Origin of the sequence: Streptomyces sp. SN-593 (assembly GCF_016756395.1) — a bacterium.
Classification (GTDB): Bacteria; Actinomycetota; Actinomycetes; order Streptomycetales; family Streptomycetaceae; genus Actinacidiphila; species Actinacidiphila reveromycinica.
On record NZ_AP018365.1, the window covers coordinates 6,189,457 to 6,215,839 of the forward strand.

General features: G+C 73.3%; 18 protein-coding genes. 15 read left to right on the forward strand and 3 right to left on the reverse strand.

Features of this window, described 5'->3' with window-relative positions:
- Positions 1-113 precede the first annotated feature (113 nt).
- The 6 genes from RVR_RS26365 to RVR_RS26390 all read left to right on the forward strand — a co-directional run bounded on the left by RVR_RS26365 (position 114) and on the right by RVR_RS26390 (position 8,623).
- The gene (locus RVR_RS26365) at positions 114-2,246 is read left to right on the forward strand and encodes a putative bifunctional diguanylate cyclase/phosphodiesterase (protein ID WP_202236394.1); all 2,133 of its coding nucleotides are present in this window, start codon (positions 114-116) and stop codon (positions 2,244-2,246) included.
- Positions 2,247-2,385: 139 nt separating this feature from the next.
- The gene (gene gatC, locus RVR_RS26370; protein WP_202236395.1) at positions 2,386-2,682 is read left to right on the forward strand and encodes an Asp-tRNA(Asn)/Glu-tRNA(Gln) amidotransferase subunit GatC; all 297 of its coding nucleotides are present in this window, start codon (positions 2,386-2,388) and stop codon (positions 2,680-2,682) included.
- 4 nt (positions 2,683-2,686) lie between these two features.
- Entirely contained in the window at positions 2,687-4,180 is a 1,494-nt protein-coding gene (gatA, locus tag RVR_RS26375; RefSeq protein WP_202236396.1) for an Asp-tRNA(Asn)/Glu-tRNA(Gln) amidotransferase subunit GatA, read from the forward strand.
- A gap of 83 nt (positions 4,181-4,263) precedes the next feature.
- Positions 4,264-4,449 carry a hypothetical protein gene (locus RVR_RS26380; protein WP_202239198.1) on the forward strand — a complete coding sequence of 62 codons (186 nt, stop codon included), beginning with the start codon at positions 4,264-4,266 and terminating at the stop codon, positions 4,447-4,449.
- A 30-nt stretch (positions 4,450-4,479) separates the two neighbouring features.
- Positions 4,480-5,982 carry an Asp-tRNA(Asn)/Glu-tRNA(Gln) amidotransferase subunit GatB gene (gene gatB, locus RVR_RS26385; RefSeq protein WP_202236397.1) on the forward strand — a complete coding sequence of 501 codons (1,503 nt, stop codon included), beginning with the start codon at positions 4,480-4,482 and terminating at the stop codon, positions 5,980-5,982.
- A gap of 265 nt (positions 5,983-6,247) precedes the next feature.
- Positions 6,248-8,623, forward strand: coding sequence for an MMPL family transporter (locus RVR_RS26390; protein ID WP_202236398.1), 2,376 nt, complete (start codon positions 6,248-6,250; stop codon positions 8,621-8,623).
- A 1-nt stretch (position 8,624) separates the two neighbouring features.
- Here the strand turns inward: RVR_RS26390 and RVR_RS26395 are convergent, their stop codons facing one another.
- On the reverse strand, positions 8,625-9,854 hold the full coding sequence (locus RVR_RS26395; protein ID WP_237404972.1) for a PQQ-dependent sugar dehydrogenase: 1,230 nt from the start codon (positions 9,852-9,854) through the stop codon (positions 8,625-8,627).
- Positions 9,855-10,194: 340 nt separating this feature from the next.
- Positions 10,195-11,232 (reverse strand): aldo/keto reductase, encoded by a 1,038-nt coding sequence (locus RVR_RS26400; RefSeq protein WP_202236399.1) that lies wholly within the window; start codon positions 11,230-11,232, stop codon positions 10,195-10,197.
- A gap of 111 nt (positions 11,233-11,343) precedes the next feature.
- Between RVR_RS26400 and RVR_RS26405 the strand changes: the two genes are divergently transcribed.
- From RVR_RS26405 to RVR_RS26440, 7 genes are all read left to right on the forward strand, one after another.
- Complete coding sequence (locus RVR_RS26405; RefSeq protein WP_237405417.1) at positions 11,344-12,264, forward strand: 2-hydroxyacid dehydrogenase; 921 nt, start codon at positions 11,344-11,346, stop codon at positions 12,262-12,264.
- A gap of 247 nt (positions 12,265-12,511) precedes the next feature.
- Positions 12,512-15,553 (forward strand): putative bifunctional diguanylate cyclase/phosphodiesterase, encoded by a 3,042-nt coding sequence (locus RVR_RS37955; protein WP_237404973.1) that lies wholly within the window; start codon positions 12,512-12,514, stop codon positions 15,551-15,553.
- Between the two features lie 238 nt (positions 15,554-15,791).
- A complete protein-coding gene (locus tag RVR_RS26420) occupies positions 15,792-17,660 on the forward strand; it encodes an acetolactate synthase large subunit (RefSeq protein WP_202236401.1) in 1,869 nt (622 codons plus the stop codon).
- A 32-nt stretch (positions 17,661-17,692) separates the two neighbouring features.
- Positions 17,693-18,220: an acetolactate synthase small subunit gene (ilvN, locus tag RVR_RS26425; protein WP_202236402.1), complete on the forward strand. Its 528-nt coding sequence runs from the start codon at positions 17,693-17,695 to the stop codon at positions 18,218-18,220.
- Between the two features lie 125 nt (positions 18,221-18,345).
- Entirely contained in the window at positions 18,346-19,344 is a 999-nt protein-coding gene (gene ilvC / locus RVR_RS26430) for a ketol-acid reductoisomerase (protein WP_202236403.1), read from the forward strand.
- A gap of 378 nt (positions 19,345-19,722) precedes the next feature.
- Positions 19,723-21,315, forward strand: a complete 1,593-nt coding sequence (gene serA, locus RVR_RS26435) for a phosphoglycerate dehydrogenase (protein ID WP_202236404.1) — start codon at positions 19,723-19,725, stop codon at positions 21,313-21,315.
- Between the two features lie 146 nt (positions 21,316-21,461).
- On the forward strand, positions 21,462-22,049 hold the full coding sequence (locus RVR_RS26440) for a Uma2 family endonuclease (protein WP_202239204.1): 588 nt from the start codon (positions 21,462-21,464) through the stop codon (positions 22,047-22,049).
- A gap of 47 nt (positions 22,050-22,096) precedes the next feature.
- Here RVR_RS26440 and RVR_RS26445 read toward each other — a convergent pair whose 3' ends face one another.
- On the reverse strand, positions 22,097-23,440 hold the full coding sequence (locus RVR_RS26445; protein WP_202236405.1) for a PucR family transcriptional regulator: 1,344 nt from the start codon (positions 23,438-23,440) through the stop codon (positions 22,097-22,099).
- Between the two features lie 196 nt (positions 23,441-23,636).
- Between RVR_RS26445 and RVR_RS26450 the strand changes: the two genes are divergently transcribed.
- Both RVR_RS26450 and pruA read left to right on the forward strand, forming a co-directional pair.
- The gene (locus tag RVR_RS26450) at positions 23,637-24,566 is read left to right on the forward strand and encodes a proline dehydrogenase family protein (RefSeq protein WP_202236406.1); all 930 of its coding nucleotides are present in this window, start codon (positions 23,637-23,639) and stop codon (positions 24,564-24,566) included.
- A gap of 26 nt (positions 24,567-24,592) precedes the next feature.
- Positions 24,593-26,233, forward strand: coding sequence for an L-glutamate gamma-semialdehyde dehydrogenase (gene pruA, locus RVR_RS26455; protein WP_202236407.1), 1,641 nt, complete (start codon positions 24,593-24,595; stop codon positions 26,231-26,233).
- Positions 26,234-26,383 lie beyond the last annotated feature (150 nt).

Genomic DNA, 26,383 nt, shown 5'->3' on the forward strand with positions numbered 1-26,383 from the left:
TTGAGGAGCGCTCCCGTCGGGCAGCAGGATCGCGGCGGCCCACCCGTCCGCCCCGTGTCCGTCCCGGCACTCGCGCACCTGCTTGCTTCACGGGCTGTGAGAGGGACATGGGTATGGAACCCACGGAGAGTGCCGGAGCGGCACGGCTGCCCCGGAGCAGCGCGGCCGCGCCGGTCCTCCCCACCTGCCCGGCGCCCGTCGTGCGCTGGTCCGTGCTGGTCGCGGCGACCGCCGTGCTCGCCGCCGGGGTCGGGCGGCTGCTGGACGACGGCGACGCGCTGTTCCCCGGCGGCCGGGTCGGCTGGGCGCTGGCGGTGCTCACCGGCATCATCGTCGGCCATCTCGTCGCGATGGGACGCGACCGGTGGTGGGGCGGCACCGGTTCCGGTGCCGCCCTCGTGCTGGCGGTGCTGCTGCTGTTCGGCTGGGTGCCCGCGGTGCTGGTCAGCCTCGCCGTGGTGGTGCTGGTCGGTGCCGCCCGCCGGCACCGGTGGTGGCAGGCCGGACTGCACGGCGCCATCGACGTGCTCGGCATCGGGGCGGGCGCGCTCAGCCTCGCCCTGTTCGGCATCCACCCGTCCGTGGCGCGGCCCTGGACCACGTCCGGCTGGGACTGGTCGGCGCTGCCGGCCGTCGTCGTCACCGCCCTGGCCTACCTAGCCGCGACCCGGGCCCTGATGTGGGCCGCGTTCGCGCCCCGCGGCGGCCTGCCCACGGTGGCGCGCACCGCCCTGGTCCGGCAGGGCCTGGTGGGCGCGGCCCTGCTGGGCATCTCCCCGCTGATCCTCGTGGTCGCCTGCGACGAGCCGGCACTGCTGCCGCTGTTCGCGGTGCCGCTGATCGCGCTCGACTCCACGCTGTGGATCGTGCACGCCCGGGCCGAGGAGCAGTTGCGCGACCCGCTGACCGGCCTGCCGAACCGGCAGTGGCTGCTGGAGCGCACGTGGTCGGCCATCGACACCGCGCGCAGCGCCGGCAGCGGCGGACCCGACACGAGCCCGCCCGGCAGTTGGGGCCGGGTCGGACTGATCCTCATCGACCTCGACAAGTTCCGGTCGGTCAACGACACCCTCGGACACCTGGCCGGCGACCGGCTGCTGCTCCAGGTCGCCGACCGGCTGCGGCTGGCCCTGCCGCGCGGCGCCGAGGCGGCCCGGCTCGGCGGCGACGAGTTCGCGGTGCTGCTGCCCGCCTGCGACTCCGCCACCCGCGCGCAGCGGATCGCCCGCTCCCTGGTCGCCGCGCTCGGCTCACCGCTGAACCTCGACGGGCTGACGCTGGTGCTGGAGGCCAGCGCCGGCGTCAGCGTCTTCCCCGAGCACGCCTCCGACGCGGAGGGGCTGCTGCGCCGCGCCGACGTGGCGATGTACCAGGCCAAACGGGACCGCAGCGGCGCGGAGGTCTACGAGGCCACCCGCGACGCCAACACCCCCGACCGGCTCGGCCTGCTCGGCGACCTGCGGCGGGCGCTGGACGCCGGCGACGTCGAACTCCACTACCAGCCGAAGGTGCGGTTCGACGGCCAGGTGGCCGGGTTGGAGGCGCTCGTCCGCTGGGAGCACCCCGAGCGGGGCCGGGTCAACCCGGAGGAGTTCATCGCGATGGCGGAGACCTCCGGGCTGATGCCGCGGCTGACCGAGTACGTCCTGGACACCGCGCTCGCCCAGATCGCCCGGTGGCGCGCCCTCGGACTCGACGTGCCCGTCGCCGTCAACGTCTCGCCCCGCGACGTCCACAGCCCGGGTTTCGCCGGCGCGGTCGCCGCCCGGCTGTCCCGCCACCAGGTGCCGCCCGGCTCGCTCCAACTGGAGATCACCGAGCACGTCCTGCTGGAGGACCCGCAGCGGGCCGCCGACACGCTCAACGGGCTCACCGGGCACGGCGTGAAGATGTCCCTGGACGACTTCGGCACCGGCTACTCCTCGCTGGTGCACCTGCGGCGGCTGCCGGTCAGCGAGCTGAAGATCGACCGCTCGTTCGTGGCCCGGCTCATCGCGGACGCCGAGGACGCGGAGATCGTGCGCTGCACCATCGACCTCGCGCACTCCCTCGGGCTCATGGTCGTCGCGGAGGGCGTCGAGGACGACGAGACCTGGGAGCGGCTGCGGGACCTGCGGTGCGACGCGGTCCAGGGCTGGCTGGTGGCCGCCGCCATGCCCGAGCAGGAGGCGACGCACTGGCTCCAGGCGCGGGGGGACCGCGGCTGGCAGCGGCCCGCCGCCGCCCTCCCCGCCGAGCACGCGTAGCGGGTCCGCCCGCGCGGGCGGAGGGCGGGCGCGGGGCGGGCATCCCCTTCGCCCGGGGGAAACGGGGTGCGGGTCCCCGCGCGCGGCACCGTAGGATTGGTCGCACCCATTGACATCTCACCCCGCAGAGGACCGCTGCATGCCTGGCATCACGCCCGAGGAGGTCGCCCACCTCGGCCGGCTGGCACGGATGGAGCTGTCACGCGAAGAGTTGGACCACTTCGCCGGACAGCTCGACGACATCATCGGCGCCGTAGCCCGCGTATCCGAGGTGGCCGGCGAGGACGTCCCGCCGACCTCCCACCCGCTGCCCCTGACCAACGTGATGCGCTCGGACACCGTCCGGCCGTCGTTGACCCCGCAGCAGGCGCTGTCGGGCGCGCCCGCGCAGGAGCAGCAGCGCTTCAAGGTCCCGCAGATCCTGGGGGAGGACTGACGCCGTGACGGACATCATCAGGCTCACCGCCGCCGAGACCGCGCAGAAGATCGCGTCCGGCGAGCTGACCGCGGTCGAGGTGACCGAGGCCCACCTGGCCCGGATCGAGGCCGTGGACGAGAAGGTCCACGCGTACCTGCACGTGGACCGGGAGGGCGCGCTCGCCCAGGCCCGCGCGGTGGACGCCAAGCGCGCCGCCGGGCAGGAGCTGGGACCGCTCGCCGGGGTGCCGCTCGCGCTGAAGGACATCTTCACCACCGAGGGCGTGCCGACCACCGTCGGTTCCAGGATCCTCGAAGGCTGGCTGCCGCCGTACGACGCGACGGTCACCCGGAAGCTGAAGGACGCCGACGTGGTGATCCTCGGCAAGACGAACATGGACGAGTTCGCGATGGGCTCCTCCACGGAGAACAGCGCCTACGGCCCGACCGGCAACCCGTGGGACCTCACCCGCATCCCGGGCGGCTCGGGCGGCGGCTCGGCCGCGGCGCTGGCGTCGTACCAGGCGCCGCTGGCGATCGGCACCGACACCGGCGGCTCGATCCGGCAGCCCGCCGCGGTCACCGCCACCGTCGGGGTCAAGCCGACCTACGGCGGGGTCTCCCGCTACGGCATGGTCGCCTTCTCCTCCTCGCTGGACCAGGGCGGCCCGTGCGCGCGCACCGTGCTGGACGCGGCGCTGCTGCACGAGGTGATCGCCGGCCACGACCCGCTGGACTCCACCTCCGTGGACGTGCCCGTCCCGCCGGTCGTCGAGGCGGCCCGCAACGGCGACGTCAGCGGCCTGCGGATCGGCGTGATCCAGGAGTTCGGCGGCGAGGGCTACCAGGCCGGCGTGGTCCAGCGGTTCGAGGAGTCGGTGGAGCTGCTGCGCGGGCTCGGCGCGGAGATCGTCGAGCTGTCCTGCCCGTCGTTCACCTACGCCCTGGCGGCGTACTACCTGATCGCGCCGTCGGAGTGCTCCAGCAACCTGGCCCGCTTCGACGCGATGCGCTACGGGATGCGGGTCGGCGACGACGGCACGAAGTCCGCGGAGGAGGTCACCGCGCTGACCCGCGAGGCCGGCTTCGGCCCCGAGGTCAAGCGCCGCGTCATCCTCGGCACCTATGCGCTCAGCTCCGGCTACTACGACGCCTACTACGGCTCCGCGCAGAAGGTCCGCACCCTGATCACCCGCGACTTCGAGCGCGCCTTCGAGCAGGTGGACGTCATCGTCTCGCCCACCACGCCCACCACTGCGTTCCCGATCGGCGAGCGGGCAGACGACCCCCTGGCGATGTACCTCGCGGACCTGTGCACCATCCCGGTCAACCTGGCCGGGAACGCGGCGATGTCGCTGCCCTGCGGCCTCGCGCCGGAGGATGGTCTCCCGGTGGGCCTGCAGATCATCGCGCCCGCGCTCAAGGACGACCGGCTCTACCGGGTCGGCGCCGCCGTGGAGGCCGCCTTCGTGTCGAAGTGGGGCCACCCGCTACTCGAGGAGGCACCGCAGCTGTGAGCACCCAGACGAAGTCCGCGGCGAAGAACACCGGCCCGGCCACCCCGTCGGACAAGGGCGGCAAGAGCAAGAAGGGCACGTACCTGTCCATCGGCACCTCGCTCTTCAGCGCCTTCAGCGCGGTGAAGAAGGTGCGCGCCGCGCGCAGCGAGGACGACAAGCTCCAGCTCGTCGACGCCGTGCTGCGCGCCGCCGCGGTGACCACCGGCATCGTGCTGCTCGTCCGCGAGCTGCGCCGGCTGGGCGACGACGACGTCCTCGCGGACTGACGGACCGACAAAGAAGAGGTACAGGGAACAGTGACCGTCACGGACCTGCTGTCCTACGAGGACGCGCTCGCGTCGTACGACCCGGTGATGGGCCTGGAGGTCCACGTCGAGCTGGGCACGCGGACGAAGATGTTCTGCGGCTGCTCCACCGAGCTCGGCGCGGAGCCCAACTCGCAGGTCTGCCCGACCTGTCTGGGCCTGCCCGGCGCGCTTCCGGTGGTCAACGAGATCGGCGTCGAGTCCGCCGTCAAGATCGGCCTGGCGCTCAACTGCGAGATCGCCGAGTGGTGCCGGTTCGCCCGGAAGAACTACTTCTACCCGGACATGCCGAAGAACTTCCAGACCTCGCAGTACGACGAGCCGATCGCCTTCAACGGCTACCTGGACGTCCAGTTGGAGGACGGCGAGGTCTTCCGGGTGCTCATCGAGCGGGCCCACATGGAGGAGGACACCGGGAAGTCCACCCACATCGGTGGCGCGACGGGCCGTATCCACGGCGCCTCGCACTCCCTGCTGGACTACAACCGGGCCGGCATCCCGCTCATCGAGATCGTCACCAAGCCGATCGAGGGCGCCGGCGCCCGCGCACCGGAGGTGGCCCGCGCCTACGTCGCCGAACTGCGCGAGCTGATCAAGGCGCTGGGCGTGTCCGAGGCCCGGATGGAGATGGGCCAGATGCGCTGCGACGTCAACCTCAGCCTGCGCCCGCACGGCCGGGAGGCGTTCGGCACCCGCAGCGAGACGAAGAACGTCAACTCGCTGCGCAGCGTGGAGCGGGCGGCCCGGTTCGAGATCCAGCGGCACGCCGCGGTGCTCTCCTCGGGCGGCACCATCGTGCAGGAGACCCGGCACTTCCACGAGGAGGACGGCTCCACCACCTCCGGCCGGATCAAGGAGGAGGCGGAGGACTACCGCTACTTCCCCGAGCCCGACCTGGTGCCGGTCGCCCCGTCCCGGGAGTGGGTCGAGGAACTGCGGGCCGGACTGCCCGAACTGCCGCTGGCCCGCCGCGAGCGGCTCAAGCAGGAGTGGGGCATCTCCGACTTCGAGATGCAGTCGGCGCTCAACGCCGGTGCGATCGACCTGATCACCGCCACCATCGACGAGGGCGCGGACGCGGCCTCGGCCCGCAAGTGGTGGATGGGCGAGCTGGCCCGGCACGCCAACGAGGCCGGCGTGGAGCTGTCCGAGCTGGCGATCACCCCGGCGCAGGTGTCCAGGGTCGCCGCGCTGGTCGCGGCCGGCGACCTCAACGACAAGCTGGCCCGGCAGGTCATCGAGGGCGTGCTCGCCGGCGAGGGCGACCCCGACCAGGTCGTCGACCGGCGCGGGCTGAAGGTCGTCTCGGACGACGGCGCGCTCGGCGCGGCCGTCGACCAGGCCATCGCGGACAACGCGGCGGTCGCCGACAAGATCCGCGGCGGCAACCTCGCGGCGGCCGGCGCGCTGATCGGCGCGGTCATGAAGCTGACCCGCGGCCAGGCGGACGCCAAGCGGGTACGCGAACTGGTGCTGGAGAAGCTCCAGGGCTGACCCGTACACGTCCCTCGCGTAGGTGGAGGCGGTACCCCGGCCGGGGTGCCGCCTCCCCGCACGTGGCGGACGGCGTCCTGTGTGCCGCCGCGCGTCCGGGCACGGCGGCACACAGGGCGCCTTTATGCTTTCCGGACACTTGTGAGGAGAAGCACGAAAGCCGCAAAGGATCGGTTTCCCCTGGCACAGTGGGCGCAACGTACCCCCACGGGACCCGCACGGGCGTACCGACCACGCAACCGCACCCGCGAGGGGACAGCAGCCCATGGCCGTACTCGCCCGGTGGTGCCTTCGCCGCCGCCTCGCCGTGGTGCTGCTGTGGCTGACCGCTCTCCTCGGGCTCGGCGCAGCCGCCGCGGTCGCCGGCTCCGCCTACTCCCACACCTACGAGGCGCCGAACACCGAGTCCAGCCGGGCCGCGAGGCTGCTGCGCACCGCGTTCCCCGACCAGGCCGGCGACACCGACACGATCGTGTGGCACACCGTGCACGGCTCCGTACGGGCCGCCGCCGTCGAGCAGACCATGGCCAAGGTGATCGACCGGGCCCGCACCCTCCCCGGCGTCACCTCCGTGACCGGTCCCCACGGCCCCACCGGCGCCGGCCGGATCAGCGCGGACGGGCACACCGCCTACGCCACCGTCGGCTACGGCACGGACGCCGACGGCGTCAGCCGCGGCCAGGCCCAGGCACTGGTGGACACCGCCAAGTCCGGTCAGGGCCCCGGCCTGGAGGTCGAGCTCGGCGGCGAGGCGGTCGGCAACACCGAGGCGGCCAGCGCCCACCTCAGCGAGGCGGTGGGGGTCGCGGTGGCCGCGGTGGTGCTGCTGGTCGCGTTCGGGTCGTTCGCCGCGATGCTGCTGCCGATCGCCACCGCGCTGGTCGCCTGCGGCACCGCCTACATGGGCACCGTGCTGCTCGGCCACGCCATGACCGTCGCCGACTTCGCCCCGATGCTCGGCATGCTGATCGGGCTCGGCGTCGGCATCGACTACGCGCTGTTCATCGTCAGCCGGCACCGCAAGGGCCTCAAACGCGGCCTGTCCGTGGCCCGGGCCGCGGAGGAGGCGGTGGCCACCACGGGCCGGGCGGTGGTGTTCGCCGGCGGCACCGTGTGCGTGGCGGTGCTCGGCATGCTGCTGCTGCGGCTGGGCTTCCTGGACGGCGTCGCGGTGGCCGCCTCGCTCACGGTGCTGCTCACGGTCGCCGCGTCGGTCACGCTGCTCCCCGCGCTGCTGGGCTTCATAGGGCACCGGGCGCTCAGCCGCCGGGAGCGGCGGGTGCTGGCCCACGGCGGCGGGTGCCAGGCGGCGCAGCACCGCCGGGCCGAGGAGCACGCCGGCTGCCGCGGCTCCGACGCTCCCGCACCGCCTCCCAGCGGCGCCGCCGCCCGCTGGTCCGGCCTCGTCTCACGGCACCCCCGGCTGCTCGGCGTGGTCGCCGCCGCCGTCATGGCGGTGCTCGCGCTGCCCGCCCTGTCGCTGCACCTGGGCACCTCCGACCAGGGCAACGACCCCTCGACCACGACCACGCGCAAGGCGTACGACCTGCTCGCCGAGGGCTTCGGCCCCGGCGCGGACGGCCCGCTGACGCTGGTGGCCACCACCGACAGCGCGGGCGCGCTGGTGGCCCTCGACCACCTGCCGCAGACCCTCCGGCACACCCCGGGCGTGGCGTCCGTCAGCGGGCCCGACACCGACGCCGCCGGCACCACCGGCGTGATCACGGTGGTGCCCACGACCTCCCCGCAGTCCACCGCCACCTCCGGCCTCGTCGACCGCCTGCGCCACCAGGTGCTGCCGGCCGCGGAGAAGGGCACCGACCTGACGGTCGACGTCGGCGGCGCGACCGCCAGTTACGACGACTTCGCCGCCGTGGTGGTCGGGAAGCTGCCGCTGTTCGTCGGCTGCGTGGTGGGGCTGGGCTGCCTCCTGCTGCTGGTCGCCTTCCGGTCCGTGGGCATCCCGGTCAAGGCCGCGGTGATGAACGTGGCCGCCGTCGCCTCCTCCTTCGGCGTGGTCACCGCGGTCTTCCAGTGGGGTTGGGGCAGCGAGTGGCTGGGGCTCGGCCGGGCCGGGCCGATCGAGCCCTTCCTGCCGGTGATCCTCGTCCCGGTGCTCTTCGGCCTCTCCATGGACTACCAGGTCTTCCTGGTCAGCCGGATGTACGAGGAGTGGCGGGAGACCCGCGACAACGGACGGGCGGTGCGGGTCGGGCTCGCCGAGACCAGCCGGGTGATCAGCTCCGCGGCGGTCATCATGGTCGCGGTCTTCCTGGCGTTCGTGCTCAGCGGGGACCGGGTGATCGCGATGTTCGGCATCGGCCTGGCCGCGGCCGTGGCGCTCGACGCGTTCGTGCTGCGCACGCTGCTGGTGCCCGCGCTGATGCACCTGCTCGGCCCGGCCAACTGGTGGCTGCCGGGCTGGCTGGACCGGCGGCTGCCGCGGCTCGCCGTCGAGGCCGCGCCGGAGGTCCGCCCGCCGGCTCCGGTCCCGCCCCCGGCGGAGCCCGCCCTGCCGGGTACGCCGGCGGCGGGCCTTCCCGCGGTGCCGGGCCTTCCCGGGGCGCCGGGGCCTCCCGCGGTGCCGGGCCTTCCCGCGGTTCCGGGCGCCGGGCGGCCGGTCCCGCACGTGAGCGTGTAGCTCAGGAGACGGTCAGCCGCAGGACCCGGTCGTCACCGGAGCGGGCGGTGCCGCGGTCGTCGGTGTTGCTCGTGCTGAGCAGCAGGGTGTGGTCGTCCAGCGCGACCACCGAGCGCAGGCGGCCGTAGGCGCCCTTCAGGAACGCCTGGGGCGCGGCGGACGCCTTGCCGCCGGCCAGCGGGACGCGCCACAACTGCCCGCCCTTGAGGGAGGCGATCCAGACGCAGCCTGCCGCGTAGGCGACCCCGCTGGGGGAGGCGTCGGCCGGGTGCCACTGCTCGACGGGGTCCACGAAGCCGGTGCGGTGCGCGGTGCCCTCGACGGTGGGCCAGCCGTAGTTCGCGCCCGGCTCGATCAGGTTCAGCTCGTCCCAGCCGTCCTGGCCGAACTCCGAGGCCCACAGCCGCCCCTGGTCGTCCCAGGCCAGGCCCTGGACGTTGCGGTGCCCGCCGGAGTAGACGAGCGACCCGGGCGTCGGGTTGTCGGTGGGCGCCTCGCCGTCGGTCGTCATCCGCAGGATCTTGCCCGCGAGCGAGGACGCGTCCTGCGCCAGCGCCCGCCGCCCGGTGTCGCCGGTGCCGGCGTAGAGGTCGCCGTCGGGGCCGAAGGCGATCCGGCCGCCGTTGTCGAGGGAGCCGGTCGGGATGTCGCGCAGGATCGTGTCGGGGGCGCCCAACTGCTCGCCCTTGGGCCGCGACGGGTCGTAGAGGAAGCTGGCGACGCGGTTGTCGGACTCGGTGGAGAAGTAGGCGTAGACGAGGTGGTCGGAGCCGTAGTCGGGCGAGACGGCCAGTCCCAGCAGGCCGTTCTCGCCGCCCTTGGAGTGGGTGACGCCGGGGACGAGGCCGACCTCGGTGACGGCGTGCGTCTTCGGGTCGATCCGTGAGATCCGGCCGGTGTCGCGCGCGCCCACCAGCAGGCTGCCGTCGGGCAGATCGGCCAGTCCCCACGGTGCGCTCAGCCCGGTCGCCACGGTGGCGGTGACCTTCGCGGTGCCCTCGGCCGGCGGGGTGGACACCGGGGCGGAGGGGGTCGCGGACCCGGAGGGCGCCGCGCCGCCCGCGGACGCCTTGCCGGGAGCGGTGGGCGACATCGGGTGCGTCAGGTTCGGCGACGCGGCCGAGGAGCACCCGCCGACCAGGACCGCCGCGAGCGCGAGCGCGACCCACGCGCCGCCGCGCGCCGGACCCCGTGCAGGCCTGCCGCCCGCCTCCGCTGTCAGTTCCCGCAACCTTCGATCCACGCGCCCCACCAGTTCCGCCGGGCCCGCTCGGCCGGGCCGCTCCACCGGCCAAGCACACCACATCTCGCCCTGGGGGAGGGCCCGTTCGCGGTCGACGCGGTCCGCATCACATCCGGGACGGTCCGCAGGCGGGCGCGGAAGCCGGGGGTCCCGGGTGCGGGGGCGCGGTCCCGGCGGCCCACAGGTACGGCCACACGGTTCGGCACATCCGCCCGCCCGGTCCGTTACGCCTGCCCGGCCCGGTACGCCCACCCGGTCCGTTACGCCGGCCCGGCCCGGCCCGGCCCGGTACGCCCGTCCGGTCCCGTTCACCCGCCGGGCCTCACGGTCAGTCCCACGACCCCTGGGCGGCCGGCAGCGCGGCGATCTCCGCGAGGTCCGCGGCGCTCAGCACGAGTGCGGCCGCCGCCGCGTTCTCCGCCGCCCGCCCGGCCGTCCTGGTGCCCGGCACCGGCACCACCGTGGGGCCCTGGGCGAGCACCCACGCGAGCGCGACCTGCGCGGCGCTGGCGCCGTGCCGCGCGCCCACCCGGCGCAGCCCCGCCACGATCGGCTGGTTCGCGGCCATCATCTCCGCGGTGAACCGCGGATGCCTGGCCCGCAGGTCCTCCGGCGCGAAGCCCGCACCGGGGGTGAGCGTGCCGGTGAGGAAGCCGTTGCCGAGCGGCATCGCGGCCAGGAAACCGATGCCGCGTGCCGCGCACCACGGCAGCAGTTCGGCCAGCGCCTCCGGCGCCCACACCGACAACTCGGCCTGCACGCAGGCCACCGGGAAGACCTGCTGGACCCGGGCGAGGTGCCGGATCGTCTCGTCGTGCGGCCGACCGCCGCTCCCGCGGCCGCCCCTGGACCGGCCGACGCGCGCGCCCACCGCGCACCATCCCAGGGCGCGCACCTTGCCCGCCGCGACCAGCTCGGCCATCGCCCCCCACGTCTCCTCGACCGGCACCTCGGGATCGGCCCGGTGCAACTGGTAGAGGTCGATCGTGTCGGTCCGCAGCCGGCGCAGCGACGCGTCGCACGCCCTGCGGACGTAGGACGGGCGGCCGTTGGCCACGAGGTGCTGCTCGCCCACCAGCAGTCCGCACTTGGTGGAGACGAACGCGTCCGCCCGGCGCTCCTGGAGCACCCGGCCGAGCAGCAGCTCGTTGGTGAACGGGCCGTACATGTCGGCGGTGTCCAGCAGCGTGACGCCCGCGTCGAGCGCGGCGTGCACCACGCGCAGCGACCGCTCGACGGACCCCCGGCCGGAGGGCGGCCACGCGCCGTCATGCCGCGGGGCGCCGTACCCCCAACTCATCGGCATGCAGCCGAGGCCGACCGCGCCCACGTCGAGCGCCGTGGCCCCGACCCTTCTGCGCTCCACCCGTCCCAACCTCCTTGCGCCGCCCCACTGTGTCATAGCCTCCTGACCATGACCGACACCACCCGAACCGACCGCAGCCCAGGCCAGGACAGGTCCGCCGACCGCCCCACGGTGTGGCTGTCCCTGCCGCCCGCCGAGATCGACGGGCTCCCAGACGCCTTCGACTACGTCTTCTGGGACGGCGCCGACCGGTACCCCGCCGACCCCGCGGACGCCGCCTTCTACGTCGTCCCGTACATGAAGGGCCCGGTGCTCGGCGCGCGCCCGCTCGCCGAGATGCGCACCGTGCAGGTGGTGCAGACGCTCAGCGCCGGGGTGGACCACATCACGCCGCACCTCGGGCAGCTCCCGCCCGGCGTCCGGCTGTGCAACGCCCGCGGCGTGCACGAGGCCAGCACCGCCGAACTCGCGCTCACCCTCATCCTGGCCTCGCTGCGCGGCATCCCGCGTTTCGTGCGCGGCCAGGACACCGAGAAGTGGTACTCCGGCTTCTACCCGGCGCTCGCCGACCGGCGCGTGCTGATCGTCGGCCACGGCGCGATCGGCGCCGCCGTCGAGGACCGGCTGGTGCCCTTCGAGTGCACGGTGGACCGGGTCGCCCGCAGCGCCCGCGACACCCCGCGCGGCCCGGTGCACGCCCTGGACGAGCTGCCCGCCCTGCTGCCGGCCGCGGACGTCGTGGTGCTCACCACCCCGCTCACCGAGCAGACCCGCGGCCTGGCCAACGCCTCTTTCCTGGCCGCGATGAAGGACGGCGCGCTGCTGGTGAACATCGCGCGCGGCCCGGTGGTGGACACCAAGGCACTGCTCGCCGAGACCGAGTCCGGACGGCTGACGGCGGCACTCGACGTGACCGACCCCGAGCCGCTGCCGCCCGGGCACCCGCTGTGGCACGCGCCGGGCGTGCTGGTCAGCCCGCACGTCGGCGGCAGCAGCTCCGCCTTCCTGCCGCGCGCCAAGCGGCTGGTGCGCGCGCAACTGGAGAGGTTCGCGGCGGGCCTGCCGCTGGAGAACGTCGTCGCCGGCGGCTGAACACCCCGCGCGGTCGCGGAGCGTGGTCCGCGGCGAGCGGCAACCCCCTGATGGTTACGCACAGTAGGAACTACCTATCCCAGAGTGACCAATCTGGTGTATCGTCGGCATTCGGGGGCACGTCGTGACCGAACGACCACGGACACGGCGCTGTGGACGACGACTGAGTGAGGGGGCGGGTGATGCAGGACCGACAGCGCGGACCGATCACGCGGCGCCGGAGCACCGCGGCACACCGGACCGCGCCATGAGCACCCAGGGAGCCGTGCTCGCGGCACCGCAGACCACCGCCGAGGGGGACCGCGCCGTCGGCCTGCTGCCCCAACTCCTGCTGGCCCTGGTCTGCGGCGGATACACCACCGGCGCCTCGCTCGGCTGGGGGAGCAGCGAAGTGGCCCTGGTCATGGGCGGCTTCGGGCTCGCCGCGGCCGCGGCCGCCGCGTCGGTGTCCGCGCTGCTGTACGCGCGGCGCACGGCCGGCGCGCACCGCCCGGCCTGGCTGCTCTTCGGCTGCTCCTCGCTGATGACGGCCCTCGGCAACGGCATCTGGGGCTGGTACGAAGTGGTGCTGCGCCGCCCGGTGCCCCAGACCTCCCCGGCCGACTTCTGCTTCCTGATGTTCGCCCCGCCCGCGATCATCGGCCTGCTGGTGCTCGCCAAGCGCCCGGTGACCAGGGCGGGTTGGGTCTGCCTGGCGCTGGACACCTGGCTGATCGGCGGCTCGCTGCTCACGTTGTCATGGAGCCTGGCGCTGGCCCGCACCGCCACGATCGACGGGCCGAGCACCGCCCGGATGGCCCTGTCGCTGGCCTACCCGCTGCTGGACATCGCACTGGTCAGCATGGTGCTCGCGCTGCACTTCCGGCGCGCCGGGGTCAACCGCGCCGCGGTCAACACCGCGATCGCCGCCCTCGCGCTCACCGTGCTGTGCGACGCGCTGTTCACCTCCCCCCTGCTGCGGGCGCACTACCGCTCGGGCCAGGTGCTCGACGCGGGCTGGTTCGCCGGCAGCCTGCTGCTGGCGTACGCCCCCTGGGTCGGCGCGAGGCTGTACGCGCCCGTGCACCCCTCCCGCCGGGCCAACGCCACCACCCGCCGGGTCGCCACCTCGCTGACCGCCCTGACGCCCTACCTGGCGGCCGCGGTCTGCACCCTCGGCATCCTGTACAACGTGATCACCGGCCAGAAGTGCGACCGCGTCGTGCTGCTCACCGGCTGCACCGTGGTGCTGGCGCTGGTGGTCCGCCAGGGCATCATGCTGCTCGACAACATCGCGCTCACCCAGGAGCTGGCGCACAAGGAGAACCACTTCCGCTCCCTGGTCCAGGGCTCCAGCGACGTCATCATGATCGCGGCCCCCACCGGCGTGCTGCGGTACGTCAGCCCCGCCGCCCAGGGGGTGTACGGCCGGGACCCGGAGGAGATGGTCGGCACCGAACTGGCCGCCCACATCCACCCCGAGGACCTCGGGCGGGTCCTGCACGAGGTGCGCCGCTTCCTGGCCGCCCCGCCCGGCGAGGAGCCCTCCACCCGGATCGAGTGCCGCATCCGCGCCGACCGGCACGGCTGGCTCGACATCGAGTCCAGCGTCACCCGCTACCAGGGCGGCCTGATCTTCAACAGCCGCGACATCACCGACCGCGTGCGCCTCCAGGCCCAGTTGCAGCACAACGCGTCGCACGACCCGCTCACCGACCTGCCCAACCGCGCCCTGTTCCTCGAACGCCTCGGGCGCGCGGTGGGCGGGCGCCGGGCCGGGGACGCCAGGGCCGCCGTGCTCTACGTCGACCTCGACGGCTTCAAGGCGGTCAACGACACGGTCGGGCACCAGGCGGGCGACGACCTGCTGATCCAGGCCGCCCGCCGGCTGCGGAACGCCCTCCGCTCAGGCGACGTGGCCGCCCGTCTCGGCGGCGACGAGTTCGCCGCGCTCATCTCCGGTCCGGACGGCGTCCCGGCCGCCCCCGCGCACCCCGGTCCCGCCCCGGCCCCCGCGCACGCCTCCCCGCCCGCGCACCCCGCGCACCCCGCACACGCCGAGCGGTCGGCCGACCACGTCGGGCATCCCGCCGGCCACCCGTCCTGCCCCGCCCACCCCGGCGGGAAGCCCGGTCACTGCGCCTACCTGGGCCACGGCCCCATCCCCGGACCCCGCACCGCCCCCGCCGAGTCGCTGACCGGTCCCGTCGGCCCCGCCGCGGCGCCGGGCCCGGCCCCCGCCGCCACCACCGCGGTCGAGGACCGCGTCCGCGACATCGCCGACCGGCTGCGCGCCGCGCTGTCCGAGCCCTACCGGGTGGACGGCGTGGAGGTGCGGGTCGGCGCGAGCGTCGGCATCGCCTTCGCCGAGCCCGGCGCCACCCCCGGCGACGTCATGCGCCACGCCGACCTGGCGATGTACCGCGCCAAGCAGTCCGGCAAGGGCCGCGTGGAGCTGTACGCCCCCCGGCTCCAGGCCGACGCCGTGCGCCGCACCGAACTCGCCGGACGGGTCAGGAAGGCGCTGGACGACGGCGAGTTCACCCTGCTGCACCAGCCCGTCGTGGAGCTGGCCGGCGGCCGGATCACCGGCGTGGAGGCCCGCCCCCGGTGGCGCAGCGCGCAGGGGATACTCTCCACGCCCGCCGAGTTCCTGAACTCCGGTGACGACGGCGAGCGCGAGTTACAGACGGCGCGCCTGCTGGACCGCCTGCTGGACCAGGCCGTCGAGCAGGCCGCGCTCCGCTACGTGGCCGGCCACCGCGTCCCGGTCACGGTACGGCTGTCCGCCCGCCGCCTGCTCCACCGCGACCAGCCGGCCACCGGCATCGAGCGGCTGCTCGCCCGCCACGAGCTGCCGCCCAGCGCCCTGGTCGTCGAGCTGACCGGGGGCGACCCGCGGATCGCCCCCGACGAGCTGGAGCGCCGGCTCACCGGCCTGCGCCGGCTCGGGGTGCGGATCGCGCTCGGCGGCTTCGCCGCGGGATACGGCGCGCTGGGCGCGCTGCGCACCCTGCCGGTGGACATGATCAAGCTCGACCGCGCCTTCACCGACGGCGTGGTCGAGTCCGGCCGGCTGCACAAGGTCACCCGCGGGCTGCTGGGGATCGCCGCCGACCTCGGCATCCGTGCCGTCGCCGACGGCATCGACCGCCCCGAGCAGGTGCAGGCGATGCGCGAGATGGGTTGCGCGCAGGGCCTGGGCATGGCCTTCTCCGGCCCGCTGGACGAGCACCACCTGCGCGGGTCGCTGACCCGCGGAGACTACCCGGTGTGCTCGAATAATGAGACGCCCGTCCCACCGGCTTGACACCCGAGTGGGGGCGGGAGGAGGGTCGGAGCCATGCGCACCCGAATTCTCGTACTTGGAAAGCGCGTCGGCTGACCGAGGCACCCTACGCCTCGCACCGCACCGGCGCGCTCCCCTCGCTTGCCTCACGGCACGAGGGGTTTTTTGTTGCCCGGCGGCAGGACGCCGGGCGACCACCGCAAGTCGGGAGCCTCGACGCTCCACCGCAAACCCTCATCTTCGAGAGAAGAGAACGCAGATGACCGAGCAGGCCACCGGGTCCCACCACCCGCAGCGGAGCCGCGGTGCGGCGACCGCCGCCCCCGCGGAGCGCATGACTGGTGCACAGGCCCTCATCCGCTCCCTCGAGGCCGTCGGCGCCGACACCGTGTTCGGCATCCCGGGCGGCGCGATCCTGCCGGCGTACGACCCGCTGATGGACTCCGTCAAGGTCCGCCACGTGCTGGTCCGCCACGAGCAGGGGGCCGGGCACGCCGCCACCGGCTACGCGCAGGCCACCGGCAAGGTCGGCGTGTGCATGGCCACCTCGGGCCCGGGCGCGACCAACCTGGTCACCCCGATCGCCGACGCGCACATGGACTCCGTGCCGATCGTGGCCATCACCGGCCAGGTCGCCTCGAAGTCCATCGGCACCGACGCGTTCCAGGAAGCCGACATCTGCGGCATCACCCTGCCGATCACCAAGCACAACTTCCTGGTCACCGACCCGGCCGAGATCCCGCGCACCATCGCCGAGGCGTTCCACATCGCCGGCACCGGCCGCCCCGGCCCGGTGCTGGTGGACATCGCCAAGGACGCGCTCCAGAACGAGACCACCTTCAGCTGGCCGCCGCAGCAGGACCTGCCCGGCTACCGCCCGGTCACCAAGCCGCACGCCAAGCAGATCCGCGAGGCCGCCCGGCTGATCAACGAGGCCCGCCGCCCGGTCCTCTACGTCGGCGGCGGCGTGCTCAAGGCCCGCGCCACCGCGGAGCTGCGCATCCTCGCCGAGCTGACCGGAGCACCGGTCACCACCACCCTGATGGCGCTCGGCGCGTTCCCCGACAGCCACCCCCAGCACGTCGGCATGCCCGGCATGCACGGCGACGTCTCCGCGGTCACCGCGCTCCAGAAGTCCGACCTGATCGTCGCGCTCGGCGCCCGCTTCGACGACCGCGTCACCGGCCGGCTGGACACCTTCGCGCCGCACGCCAAGGTCGTGCACGCCGACATCGACCCGGCCGAGATCTCCAAGAACCGGATCGCCGACGTGCCGATCGTCGGCGACGCCCGCGAGGTGCTCGCGGACCTGATCGTCGCCGTCCAGGCCGACCACGAGGCCGGCCACCGCGGCGACTACACCGACTGGTGGCGCCAGCTTTCCTTCTGGCGCAACACCTACCCGCTCGGCTACGAGGCGCCCGACGACGGCAGCCTGTCCCCGCAGCAGGTCATCGAGCGGATCGGCGAGCTCGCCCCCGAGGGCACCCTGTTCGCGGCCGGCGTCGGCCAGCACCAGATGTGGGCCGCCCAGTTCATCAAGTACGAGCAGCCCGGCACCTGGTTCAACTCCGGCGGCGCCGGCACCATGGGCTACGCGGTGCCCGCCGCGATGGGCGCCAAGGCCGGCCGCCCCGACCACACCGTGTGGGCGATCGACGGCGACGGCTGCTTCCAGATGACCAACCAGGAGCTGGTCACCTGCGCCCTGAACAACATCCCGATCAAGGTCGCCATCATCAACAACGGCGCCCTCGGCATGGTCCGCCAGTGGCAGAACCTCTTCTACGGCGAGCGGTTCTCCAACACGGTGCTGCACTCCGGCGCGGAGAACGTGCCCGGCTCCACCCAGGGCGTCGGCTCCATCAGCAACCACGGCACCCGGGTGCCGGACTTCGTGAAGCTCTCCGAGGCGATGGGCTGCGTCGGGCTGCGCTGCGAGTCCCCCGACGAGCTGGACGCGGTCATCGCCAAGGCGAACGCGATCAACGACCGCCCGGTGGTCGTGGACTTCATCGTGCACGAGGACGCCATGGTCTGGCCGATGGTCGCCGCGGGCACCTCCAACGACGAGATCATGGCGGCCCGGGACGTTCGCCCCGACTTCGGCGACAGCGAAAACGACTGAGCGAGCAGGGACGAGCGAAGGAATCCACTGACATGTCCAAGCACACCCTCTCCGTCCTGGTGGAGAACAAGCCGGGCGTCCTGGCCCGGATCACCGCGCTGTTCTCCCGGCGGGGCTTCAACATCGACTCGCTCGCGGTCGGCACCACCGAGCACCCCGAGATCTCCCGGATCACCATCGTCGTCAACGTGGTGGACCAGCTACCGCTCGAACAGGTCACGAAACAGCTCAACAAGCTGGTCAACGTGCTGAAGATCGTCGAACTCGACCCGTCGGCGGCGGTCGCCCGGGAACTCGTCCTGGTGAAGGTGCGGGCCGACAACGACACCCGCTCGCAGGTCGTGGAGATCGTGCAGCTCTTCCGCGCCAAGACCGTCGACGTCTCCCCGGAGGCCGTCACCATCGAAGCCACCGGCGGCGCCGACAAGCTGGAGGCCATGCTCAAGATGCTGGAGCCCTTCGGCATCAAGGAGCTGGTCCAGTCCGGCACCATCGCCATCGGTCGCGGCGCCCGCTCCATCACCGACCGGAGCCTGCGCGCGCTCGACCGTTCCGCCTGACGCGGCCCAGCGGCCGGCGCGGGTGACCCGCGCGCCGGCCGATCCGCATGGCGAGACCCCGCAACCCCCCTGCGCCCACCCGTCGTACGGTGGGCCGTAGCAACCGAACCAAGGAGAGACCCGAAGTGGCCGAGCTGTTCTACGACGACGACGCCGACCTGTCCATCATCCAGGGCCGCAAGGTCGCGGTCATCGGCTACGGCAGCCAGGGCCACGCCCACGCGCTGTCGCTGCGCGACTCCGGCGTCGATGTGCGCATCGGCCTGCACGAGGGCTCCAAGTCCAAGGCGCAGGCCGAGGAGCAGGGCCTGCGCGTGCTGACGGTCGCCGAGGCCGCCGCCGAGGCCGACGTCATCATGATCCTGGTGCCCGACCCGATCCAGGCGCGCGTCTACGAGGAGTCCATCAAGGACAACCTCAAGGACGGCGACGCCATCTTCTTCGGGCACGGCCTCAACATCCGCTACGACTTCATCAAGCCGCCGGCCGGTGTCGACGTCTGCATGGTCGCCCCGAAGGGCCCGGGCCACCTGGTCCGCCGCCAGTACGAGGAGGGCCGCGGCGTGCCGTGCATCGTGGCCGTCGAGCAGGATGCCACCGGCAAGGGCTTCGCGCTCGCGCTGTCCTACGCCAAGGGCATCGGCGGCACCCGGGCGGGCGTCATCAAGACCACCTTCACCGAGGAGACCGAGACCGACCTCTTCGGCGAGCAGGCGGTGCTGTGCGGCGGCACCGCCGCGCTGGTGAAGGCGGGCTTCGAGACCCTGGTCGAGGCCGGCTACCAGCCGGAGATCGCCTACTTCGAGTGCCTGCACGAGCTGAAGCTCATCGTGGACCTGATCTACGAGGGCGGCCTGGAGAAGATGCGCTGGTCGGTCTCCGAGACCGCCGAGTGGGGCGACTACGTCTCCGGCCCGCGGATCATCAACGAGAACACCAAGGCCGAGATGAAGAAGATCCTCGGCGAGATCCAGGACGGCACCTTCGCCAACAACTGGATCGCCGAGTACAACGCGGGCCTGCCGCGCTACAACGAGTACAAGAAGGCCGACGAGGGCCACCTGCTGGAGACCACCGGCAAGAAGCTGCGCAAGCTGATGAGCTGGGTGGACGAGGAGGCGTAAGGACCGGGTCCGGGCCACCCCCGGACCGGACCGGCGAGGAGCGTCGCTTCGTACACCGTCCCCCTCCCCTGAACAGGGGAGCGGCGGCGGGGTTTGTACGAAGCGACGCAACCCTTGTGGGTGATCCTTCCATTTCGGCGATGGCGCTGGTCCACCTCGCCGATACACTCCCTTAACAAGCGCGTCAGGCTCACAGCGTCGTGCGTCTTCCACGCGGCATGCCATCCCCTGATGGGTGGGCTTCCTGTTCGCTCGCTCCACGGCCGGCCTCGTACCTCTGCCGGCCACTGCGTGAGCCCAGGCGTCAGCCCACTACCCCGCCCTCCCCGGAGCGGCCGCACGGGACCGGCCGCCCCCGCAGGAACAAGTGAGGACCACGTGAGCCAGAAGCCTGTCGTACTGATCGCAGAAGAGCTGTCGCCGGCCACGGTCGACGCGCTCGGCCCGGACTTCGAGATCCGGCACTGCAACGGCGCGGACCGAGCCGAACTGCTGTCCGCGATCACCGACGTCGACGCGATCCTGATCCGCAGCGCCACCAAGGTCGACGCCGAGGCGGTCGCCGCCGCGGGCAAACTGCGGGTCGTCGCCCGCGCGGGCGTCGGCCTGGACAACGTCGACGTGTCCGCCGCCACCAAGGCCGGCGTGATGGTCGTGAACGCCCCGACCTCCAACATCGTCACCGCGGCCGAACTCGCCTGCGGCCTGATCATCGCCACCGCCCGGAACATCGCGCCCGCCAACGCGGCGCTGAAGGCCGGCGAGTGGAAGCGCAACAAGTACACCGGCGTGGAGCTGAGCGAGAAGACCCTCGGCGTGGTGGGCCTGGGCCGGATCGGTGTCCTGGTCACGCAGCGGATGTCCGCCTTCGGGATGAACGTCGTCGCGTACGACCCCTACGTGCAGCCCGCCCGCGCCGCCCAGATGGGGGTCCGGCTGCTGTCCCTGGACGAGCTGCTGGAGGTCTCCGACTTCATCACCGTCCACCTGCCGAAGACCCCCGAGACGCTGGGCCTGATCGGCGACGAGGCGCTGCACAAGGTCAAGCCGTCGGTGCGGATCGTCAACGCCGCGCGCGGCGGGATCGTGGACGAGGAGGCGCTGGCCGCTGCCCTCAAGGAGGGCCGGGTGGCCGGCGCGGGCCTGGACGTGTACGCGAAGGAGCCGTGCACCGACTCCCCGCTCTTCCAGTTCGACAACGTGGTGGCCACCCCGCACCTGGGCGCGTCCACCGACGAGGCGCAGGAGAAGGCCGGCATCGCGGTCGCCAAGTCGGTACGGCTCGCGCTCGCCGGCGAGCTGGTGCCGGACGCGGTCAACGTGCAGGGCGGCGTCATCGCCGAGGACGTCAAGCCCGGGCTGCCGCTCGCCGAGAAGCTGGGCCGGATCTTCACCGCGCTGGCCGGCGAGGTCGCCGCCCGCCTCGACGTCGAGGTCTGCGGCGAGATCACCCAGCACGACGTGAAGGTGCTCGAACTCAGCGCGCTCAAGGGCGTGTTCGAGGACGTGGTGGCCGAGACGGTGTCGTACGTCAACGCGCCGCTGTTCGCGCAGGAGCGCGGGGTGGAGGTCCGCCTCACCACCAGCTCCGAGTCGCCCAACCACCGCAACCTCGTCACCGTGCGCGGCACCCTCGCCGACGGCACCGAGGTGTCGGTGTCCGGCACGCTGGCCGGCCCGAAGAACCTCCAGAAGATCGTGGCGGTGGGCGACGAGGACGTCGATCTCGCGCTCGCCGACCACATGGCGTTCCTGCGGTACACCGACCGTCCGGGCGTGGTCGGCACCATCGGCCGCATCCTCGGGGAGGTCGGCGTCAACATCGCCGGCATGCAGGTCGCCCGCGCGGCGGCCGGCGGTGACGCGCTGGTCGCGCTCACCGTGGACTCCACGATCCCGGCCGGCGTCCTCACCGACATCGCCGACGAGATCGGCGCCACCTCCGCCCGCGCCGTCAACCTGACGGACTGATTCCGGGCAGCGGTGGCGCGTAGGCTTGTCTCCAGGACGTGACCAGAAAACACCGGTACGACAATTAACCCTTTCGGGTGGTGGTGCCGGTGTTTTCTGGTGTTCATCCGATCAATGCCGACAAGATCCCGTCCATGGGAGGACAGATGACTGCCGAAAAACTCCCGGACTGGGTTTTCCCCCCTCCGGGTGGCTTCACCGCGGACGATCTCGACCGCATCCCCGATCTCCCGCCGCACACCGAGCTGATCGACGGGAGCCTCGTTTTCGTGAGTCCGCAGAAGAGTTTCCACACTCTGGCGATGTTTCTGCTGGAGAGCGCGCTGCGCGTCCATGCTCCCGACGGCCTTCGGGTGCGCCGGGAGATGACCGTCGTGCTGGACAGGGCCAACCGGCCGGAGCCGGACCTGACGGTCCTGAACGCACGAGCGGTGCCGGATGCCGGACACGGTGAGACGAGCTACCAGGCCGAGGACGTGGTCCTCGCGGTGGAGGTGGTCTCGCCGGAGTCGGCCGGCCGTGACCGCGAGCGAAAGCCGCTGCTCTACGCACGTGCGGGCATTCCGCATTTCTGGCTGGTGGAGCGGACGGGGAGCGGCCGGCCGGTGGTCCACACCTACGAACTGGACCGGCTCGGCCACGCGTACGCGCTCACCGGCATCCACCACGACCGCCTCAAGACCTCCGCCCCGTTCGACCTGGACATCGACCTGACCGAGATCGACCGCATGTAGGTCGTATACGACCGTGCCGCCGCCCGCCCCTCCCGGGCGGGCCGCTCTCACAGGCGGGCCGCTTTGAGGGCCATGTGGAGCAGGAGGCGGGACTCGCCGTCGGAGAGGTCGAGGCCGGTCAGCTGCTCGATGCGGGACAGCCGGTAGTAGAGCGTCTGGCGGTGGATGGCCAGGGCGGTGGCGGTACGACCGGCCTGGCCCGCGTGGTCGAGGAACACCTCGGCGGTGTGGGCGAGTTCGCGGTGCGCGTCGGAGAGCAGCGCGGCGATCGCCGGGTCCGGCGAGGCATCCGCGGGCAGCGCGGTGAGCAGCCGGTACGGGCCGATCCCCGACCACTTGGCGACCGGACCCAGCAGCGGCTGGGCGCTGGCCGCCCGGGCGGACGCGGTCGCCTCCCGCCATGCCGCGGGCAGCGCGGCCAGCGTGGTGCGGGCGTCGCTCACCCCGGCGACCGGCTCCTCCGCCCCGCCGGACCCGCCCGCCGCCGAGCCCGCAGCCGGCCCCGCCGCCGGCCGGGCCCCGGCCGGTTCGGCCGTCGCCGGCCCGGCCGTCCCGCTCCCGCCGCCGGCCCCGCTTCCCGCCGCCACCGCGGCCAGCACCCGGGTCGCCGCGGTCCGCGCGGGCGCGAGCACCTGCGGCGAGCGCAGCCGCACCAGCACCGCGACCGCCTCCCAGCGGCCCCACCCCGGCACCCGCGTGATCGCCGCGGCGCCCGGCACCGCCCGGGTCCCGGGCAGGTCGTCGAGGTGGCCGGCCCAGCCCTCCGGCTGCGGCCCGGCGAGCCGCTTGCCGCCCCGGTCCGGCGGCCACACGCACACCAGCGCGTGCGGCTCGTCCGCGTCCGCGCCGAGCGCCTTGCGCAGCGCCTCCTCCGCGGTGTCCCGGGCGGCCCGGGTCTCCCCGGTGAGCAGGGCCCGCAGCGCCTGGGCGGCCTCGGCCCCGGCCACGGACATCGCGGCCAGCCGGTCGCCGATCCGCGCCGCGACCGCCATCGCCGCGCCGAGCTGCGCGGGGGAGTGGTCGGCCTCGTCGAGCAGCCAGACGTATCCGTAGACCACCCCGCCGTGCCGGACCGGCAGGCAGAGCCGGCCGGTGAAGACGCCCGCCGAGGGGGCCGCGGGGATGCGGATCGGCCCGGTGGCGCGGGCGATGCCGAACCGCTCGAACCAGGCGCGGACCTCGGCGGTGGAGCGCCGGGTCAGGATCGACCTGGTCCGCACCGGGTCCACCGCCGCCTCGTCGTCGCTGTCGTGCACTCCGAACGCGATCAGCCGGAAGTCGCGGTCCTCCAGCGTCGCGGGCGCCCCGAGCAGCGCCGAGACCTCGTCCACCAGATCCTGGAAATCACCGTAGTCAGCGCCCACCCGTCCATTGTCCCCCACGGTCCTCATACATCTGTATGAGGGGTGGCACCCGGATGCGTGACAGGTGTCGATGGTCCGCGGGGCGGCGCGGTCCCTACATTCGCGGTGACGGCACGTGATCCGTGCCGCCGCCCCGGTGCGGCGGCCATCCCCGCCGCACCGCCCGACCCGTCCGCCGGCCCCATCCGCCGCGCCGCCCGACTTGTCCGCCAGGAGGCCCCAAGTGCTCGGTCCCGTGCTGCTCGCCGCCTCGCGCAGCGACCGGCTGCGCCGTGTCGTCGCAGCCGCTCCCGTCACCCGTCCGGTGGTGGACCGGTTCGTCGCGGGTGACGCGCTGCACCCCGCGATGGACACCGTCCGCGCGCTGACCGCGAGCGGTCTGGACGTCACCCTCGACCACCTCGGCGAGGACGTCACCGACCGCGCCACCGCCCGGCACACCCGCGACGCCTACCTGCGGCTGCTGGAGACGCTGGCCGCCGCGGGGCTCGGTGACCGCGCCGAGGTGTCGGTGAAGCTCTCCGCCTTCGGCCAGGCGCTGCCCGACGGCGGCCACGACGTCGCGCTGGAGAACGTCCGCTCTGTCGCCGAACTGGCCACCGCGAACGGCACCACCGTCACCCTCGACATGGAGGACCACACCACCGTCGACTCGACGCTGGCGGTCCTGCACGAGCTGCGCCGCGCGCACCCGCGCACCGGCGCCGTGCTCCAGTCGTACCTGTTCCGCACCGAGGCCGACGCCCGCGACCTGGCCACCGCCGGCTCGCGGGTCCGGCTGGTCAAGGGCGCCTACAACGAGCCCGCGCACGTCGCCTTCCAGGACCGCAGGTCCGTCGACCGCGCGTACGTGCGCGCGCTGCGGACCCTCTTCGCGGGCGACGGCTACCCGATGGTCGGCTCGCACGACCCGCGGATGATCGCCATCGCCCAGGAGCTCGCCGCCCGCGCCGGCCGCGCCCCCGGCAGCTACGAGTTCCAGATGCTCTACGGCATCCGCACCGCCGAGCAGCGACGGCTCGCGGAGGCCGGCGAACGTATGCGCATCTATGTCCCCTACGGCGCAGACTGGTACGGCTACTTCATGCGCCGCCTCGCCGAGCGCCCGGCGAACCTCGCCTTCTTCCTGCGTTCCTTCGCCCCCAGCCGCTGAACCGATCCCACAAGGAGACACGCTCCATGGACGCTGTGACCCAGGTCCCCGCGCCGGTCAACGAGCCGGTGCACACCTACGCGCCCGGCAGCCCGGAACGCGCTCGGCTCGAAGCGAAGCTCAAGGAACTGGCCGGCAACCCGATCGACCTCCCGCTGGTGATCGGCGGGCAGGAGCGGATGGGGCGCGGCGACCGCTTCGACGTGGTGCAGCCGCACAACCACGCGGCCCGGCTGGGCACCAGCGCCGCGGCCGACGGCCAGGACGCGAAGGACGCCGTGGACGCGGCGCTCGCCGCGGCACCCGCCTGGCGCGCCACCTCCTTCGACGACCGCGCCGCGATCTTCCTGCGCGCCGCCGAGCTGCTCGCCGGCCCCTGGCGGGAGACGCTCGCCGCCTCCACCATGCTCGGCCAGTCCAAGACGGTGCAGCAGGCCGAGATCGACAGCCCCTGCGAGCTGGTCGACTTCTGGCGGTTCAACGTGCACTACGCCCGGCAGATCCTCGCCGAGCAGCCGGTCGCCAACGCGCCCGGCGTGTGGAACCGGCTCGACCACCGCCCGCTGGAGGGCTTCGTCTACGCGATCACGCCATTCAACTTCACCGCGATCGCGGGCAACCTGCCCACCGCCCCCGCGCTGATGGGCAACGTGGTGGTGTGGAAGCCGTCGCCCACCCAGACCCACTCGGCGCTGCTGCTGATGCGGCTGCTGAAGGAGGCGGGGCTGCCCGACGGCGTGATCAACCTCGTCACCGGGCCGGGCGCCGCCGTCTCCGAGGTCGCGCTCACCCACCCGGAGCTCGCCGGCATCCACTTCACCGGCTCCACCAGGACCTTCCAGTACCTGTGGCGCACGGTCGGCGAGAACATCGAGCGCTACCGCTCCTACCCGCGGATCGTCGGCGAGACCGGCGGCAAGGACTTCGTGGTCGCGCACCCTTCGGCCGACCCGGCGGTACTGAGGACCGCGCTCACCCGCGGCTCCTTCGAGTACCAGGGCCAGAAGTGCTCGGCGTCCTCGCGCGCCTACATCCCGCGCTCGATCTGGGAGGGCGGGTTCAAGGAGGAGTTCACCGCCGAGGTGGACGCCATCACCATGGGCGACGTCACCGACCTCACCAACTTCCTCGGCGCCCTGATCGACGGGGCCGCGTTCGCGAAGAACAGGGACGCGATCGAGCGCGCCAAGGCGGACCCGTCCGTCGAGGTGGTGGCCGGCGGCACGTACGACGACTCGGTCGGCTGGTTCGTCCGCCCGACGGTGCTGGTCTCCACCGACCCGGACCACGAGATCTTCCGCGAGGAGTACTTCGGCCCGCTGCTGGCGGTGCACGTCTACGACGACGGCGACGACGCGGCCTTCGACGCGATGCTCGACCAGATGGAGTCCGTGGCGTCCTACGCGCTGACCGGCTCGGTCATCGCCCGCGACCGCGCCGCCGTGGCGCACGTGATGGACCGGCTGCGGTTCGCCGCCGGCAACTTCTACGTCAACGACAAGTCGACCGGCGCCGTGGTCGGCCAGCAGCCCTTCGGCGGGGCACGCGCCTCGGGCACCAACGACAAGGCGGGCTCCGCGCAGAACCTGCTGCGCTGGACCTCGACCCGGGCGATCAAGGAGGCGCTGGTCCCGCCGACCGACTACCGCTACCCGCACCAGGGCTGAGCGCCCGCCCGGCCCCGCCGTCCACCGCCCCCGTCTCCCGGCCTCGGAGACGGGGGCGGTCCCCTGTGTACGGCCGAACGAACGACCGGTCGTCTCAGATAGTAGGAAGTCCGAGTAATCCTGACGACAAGGCGACCGCTGTGTCCTAAC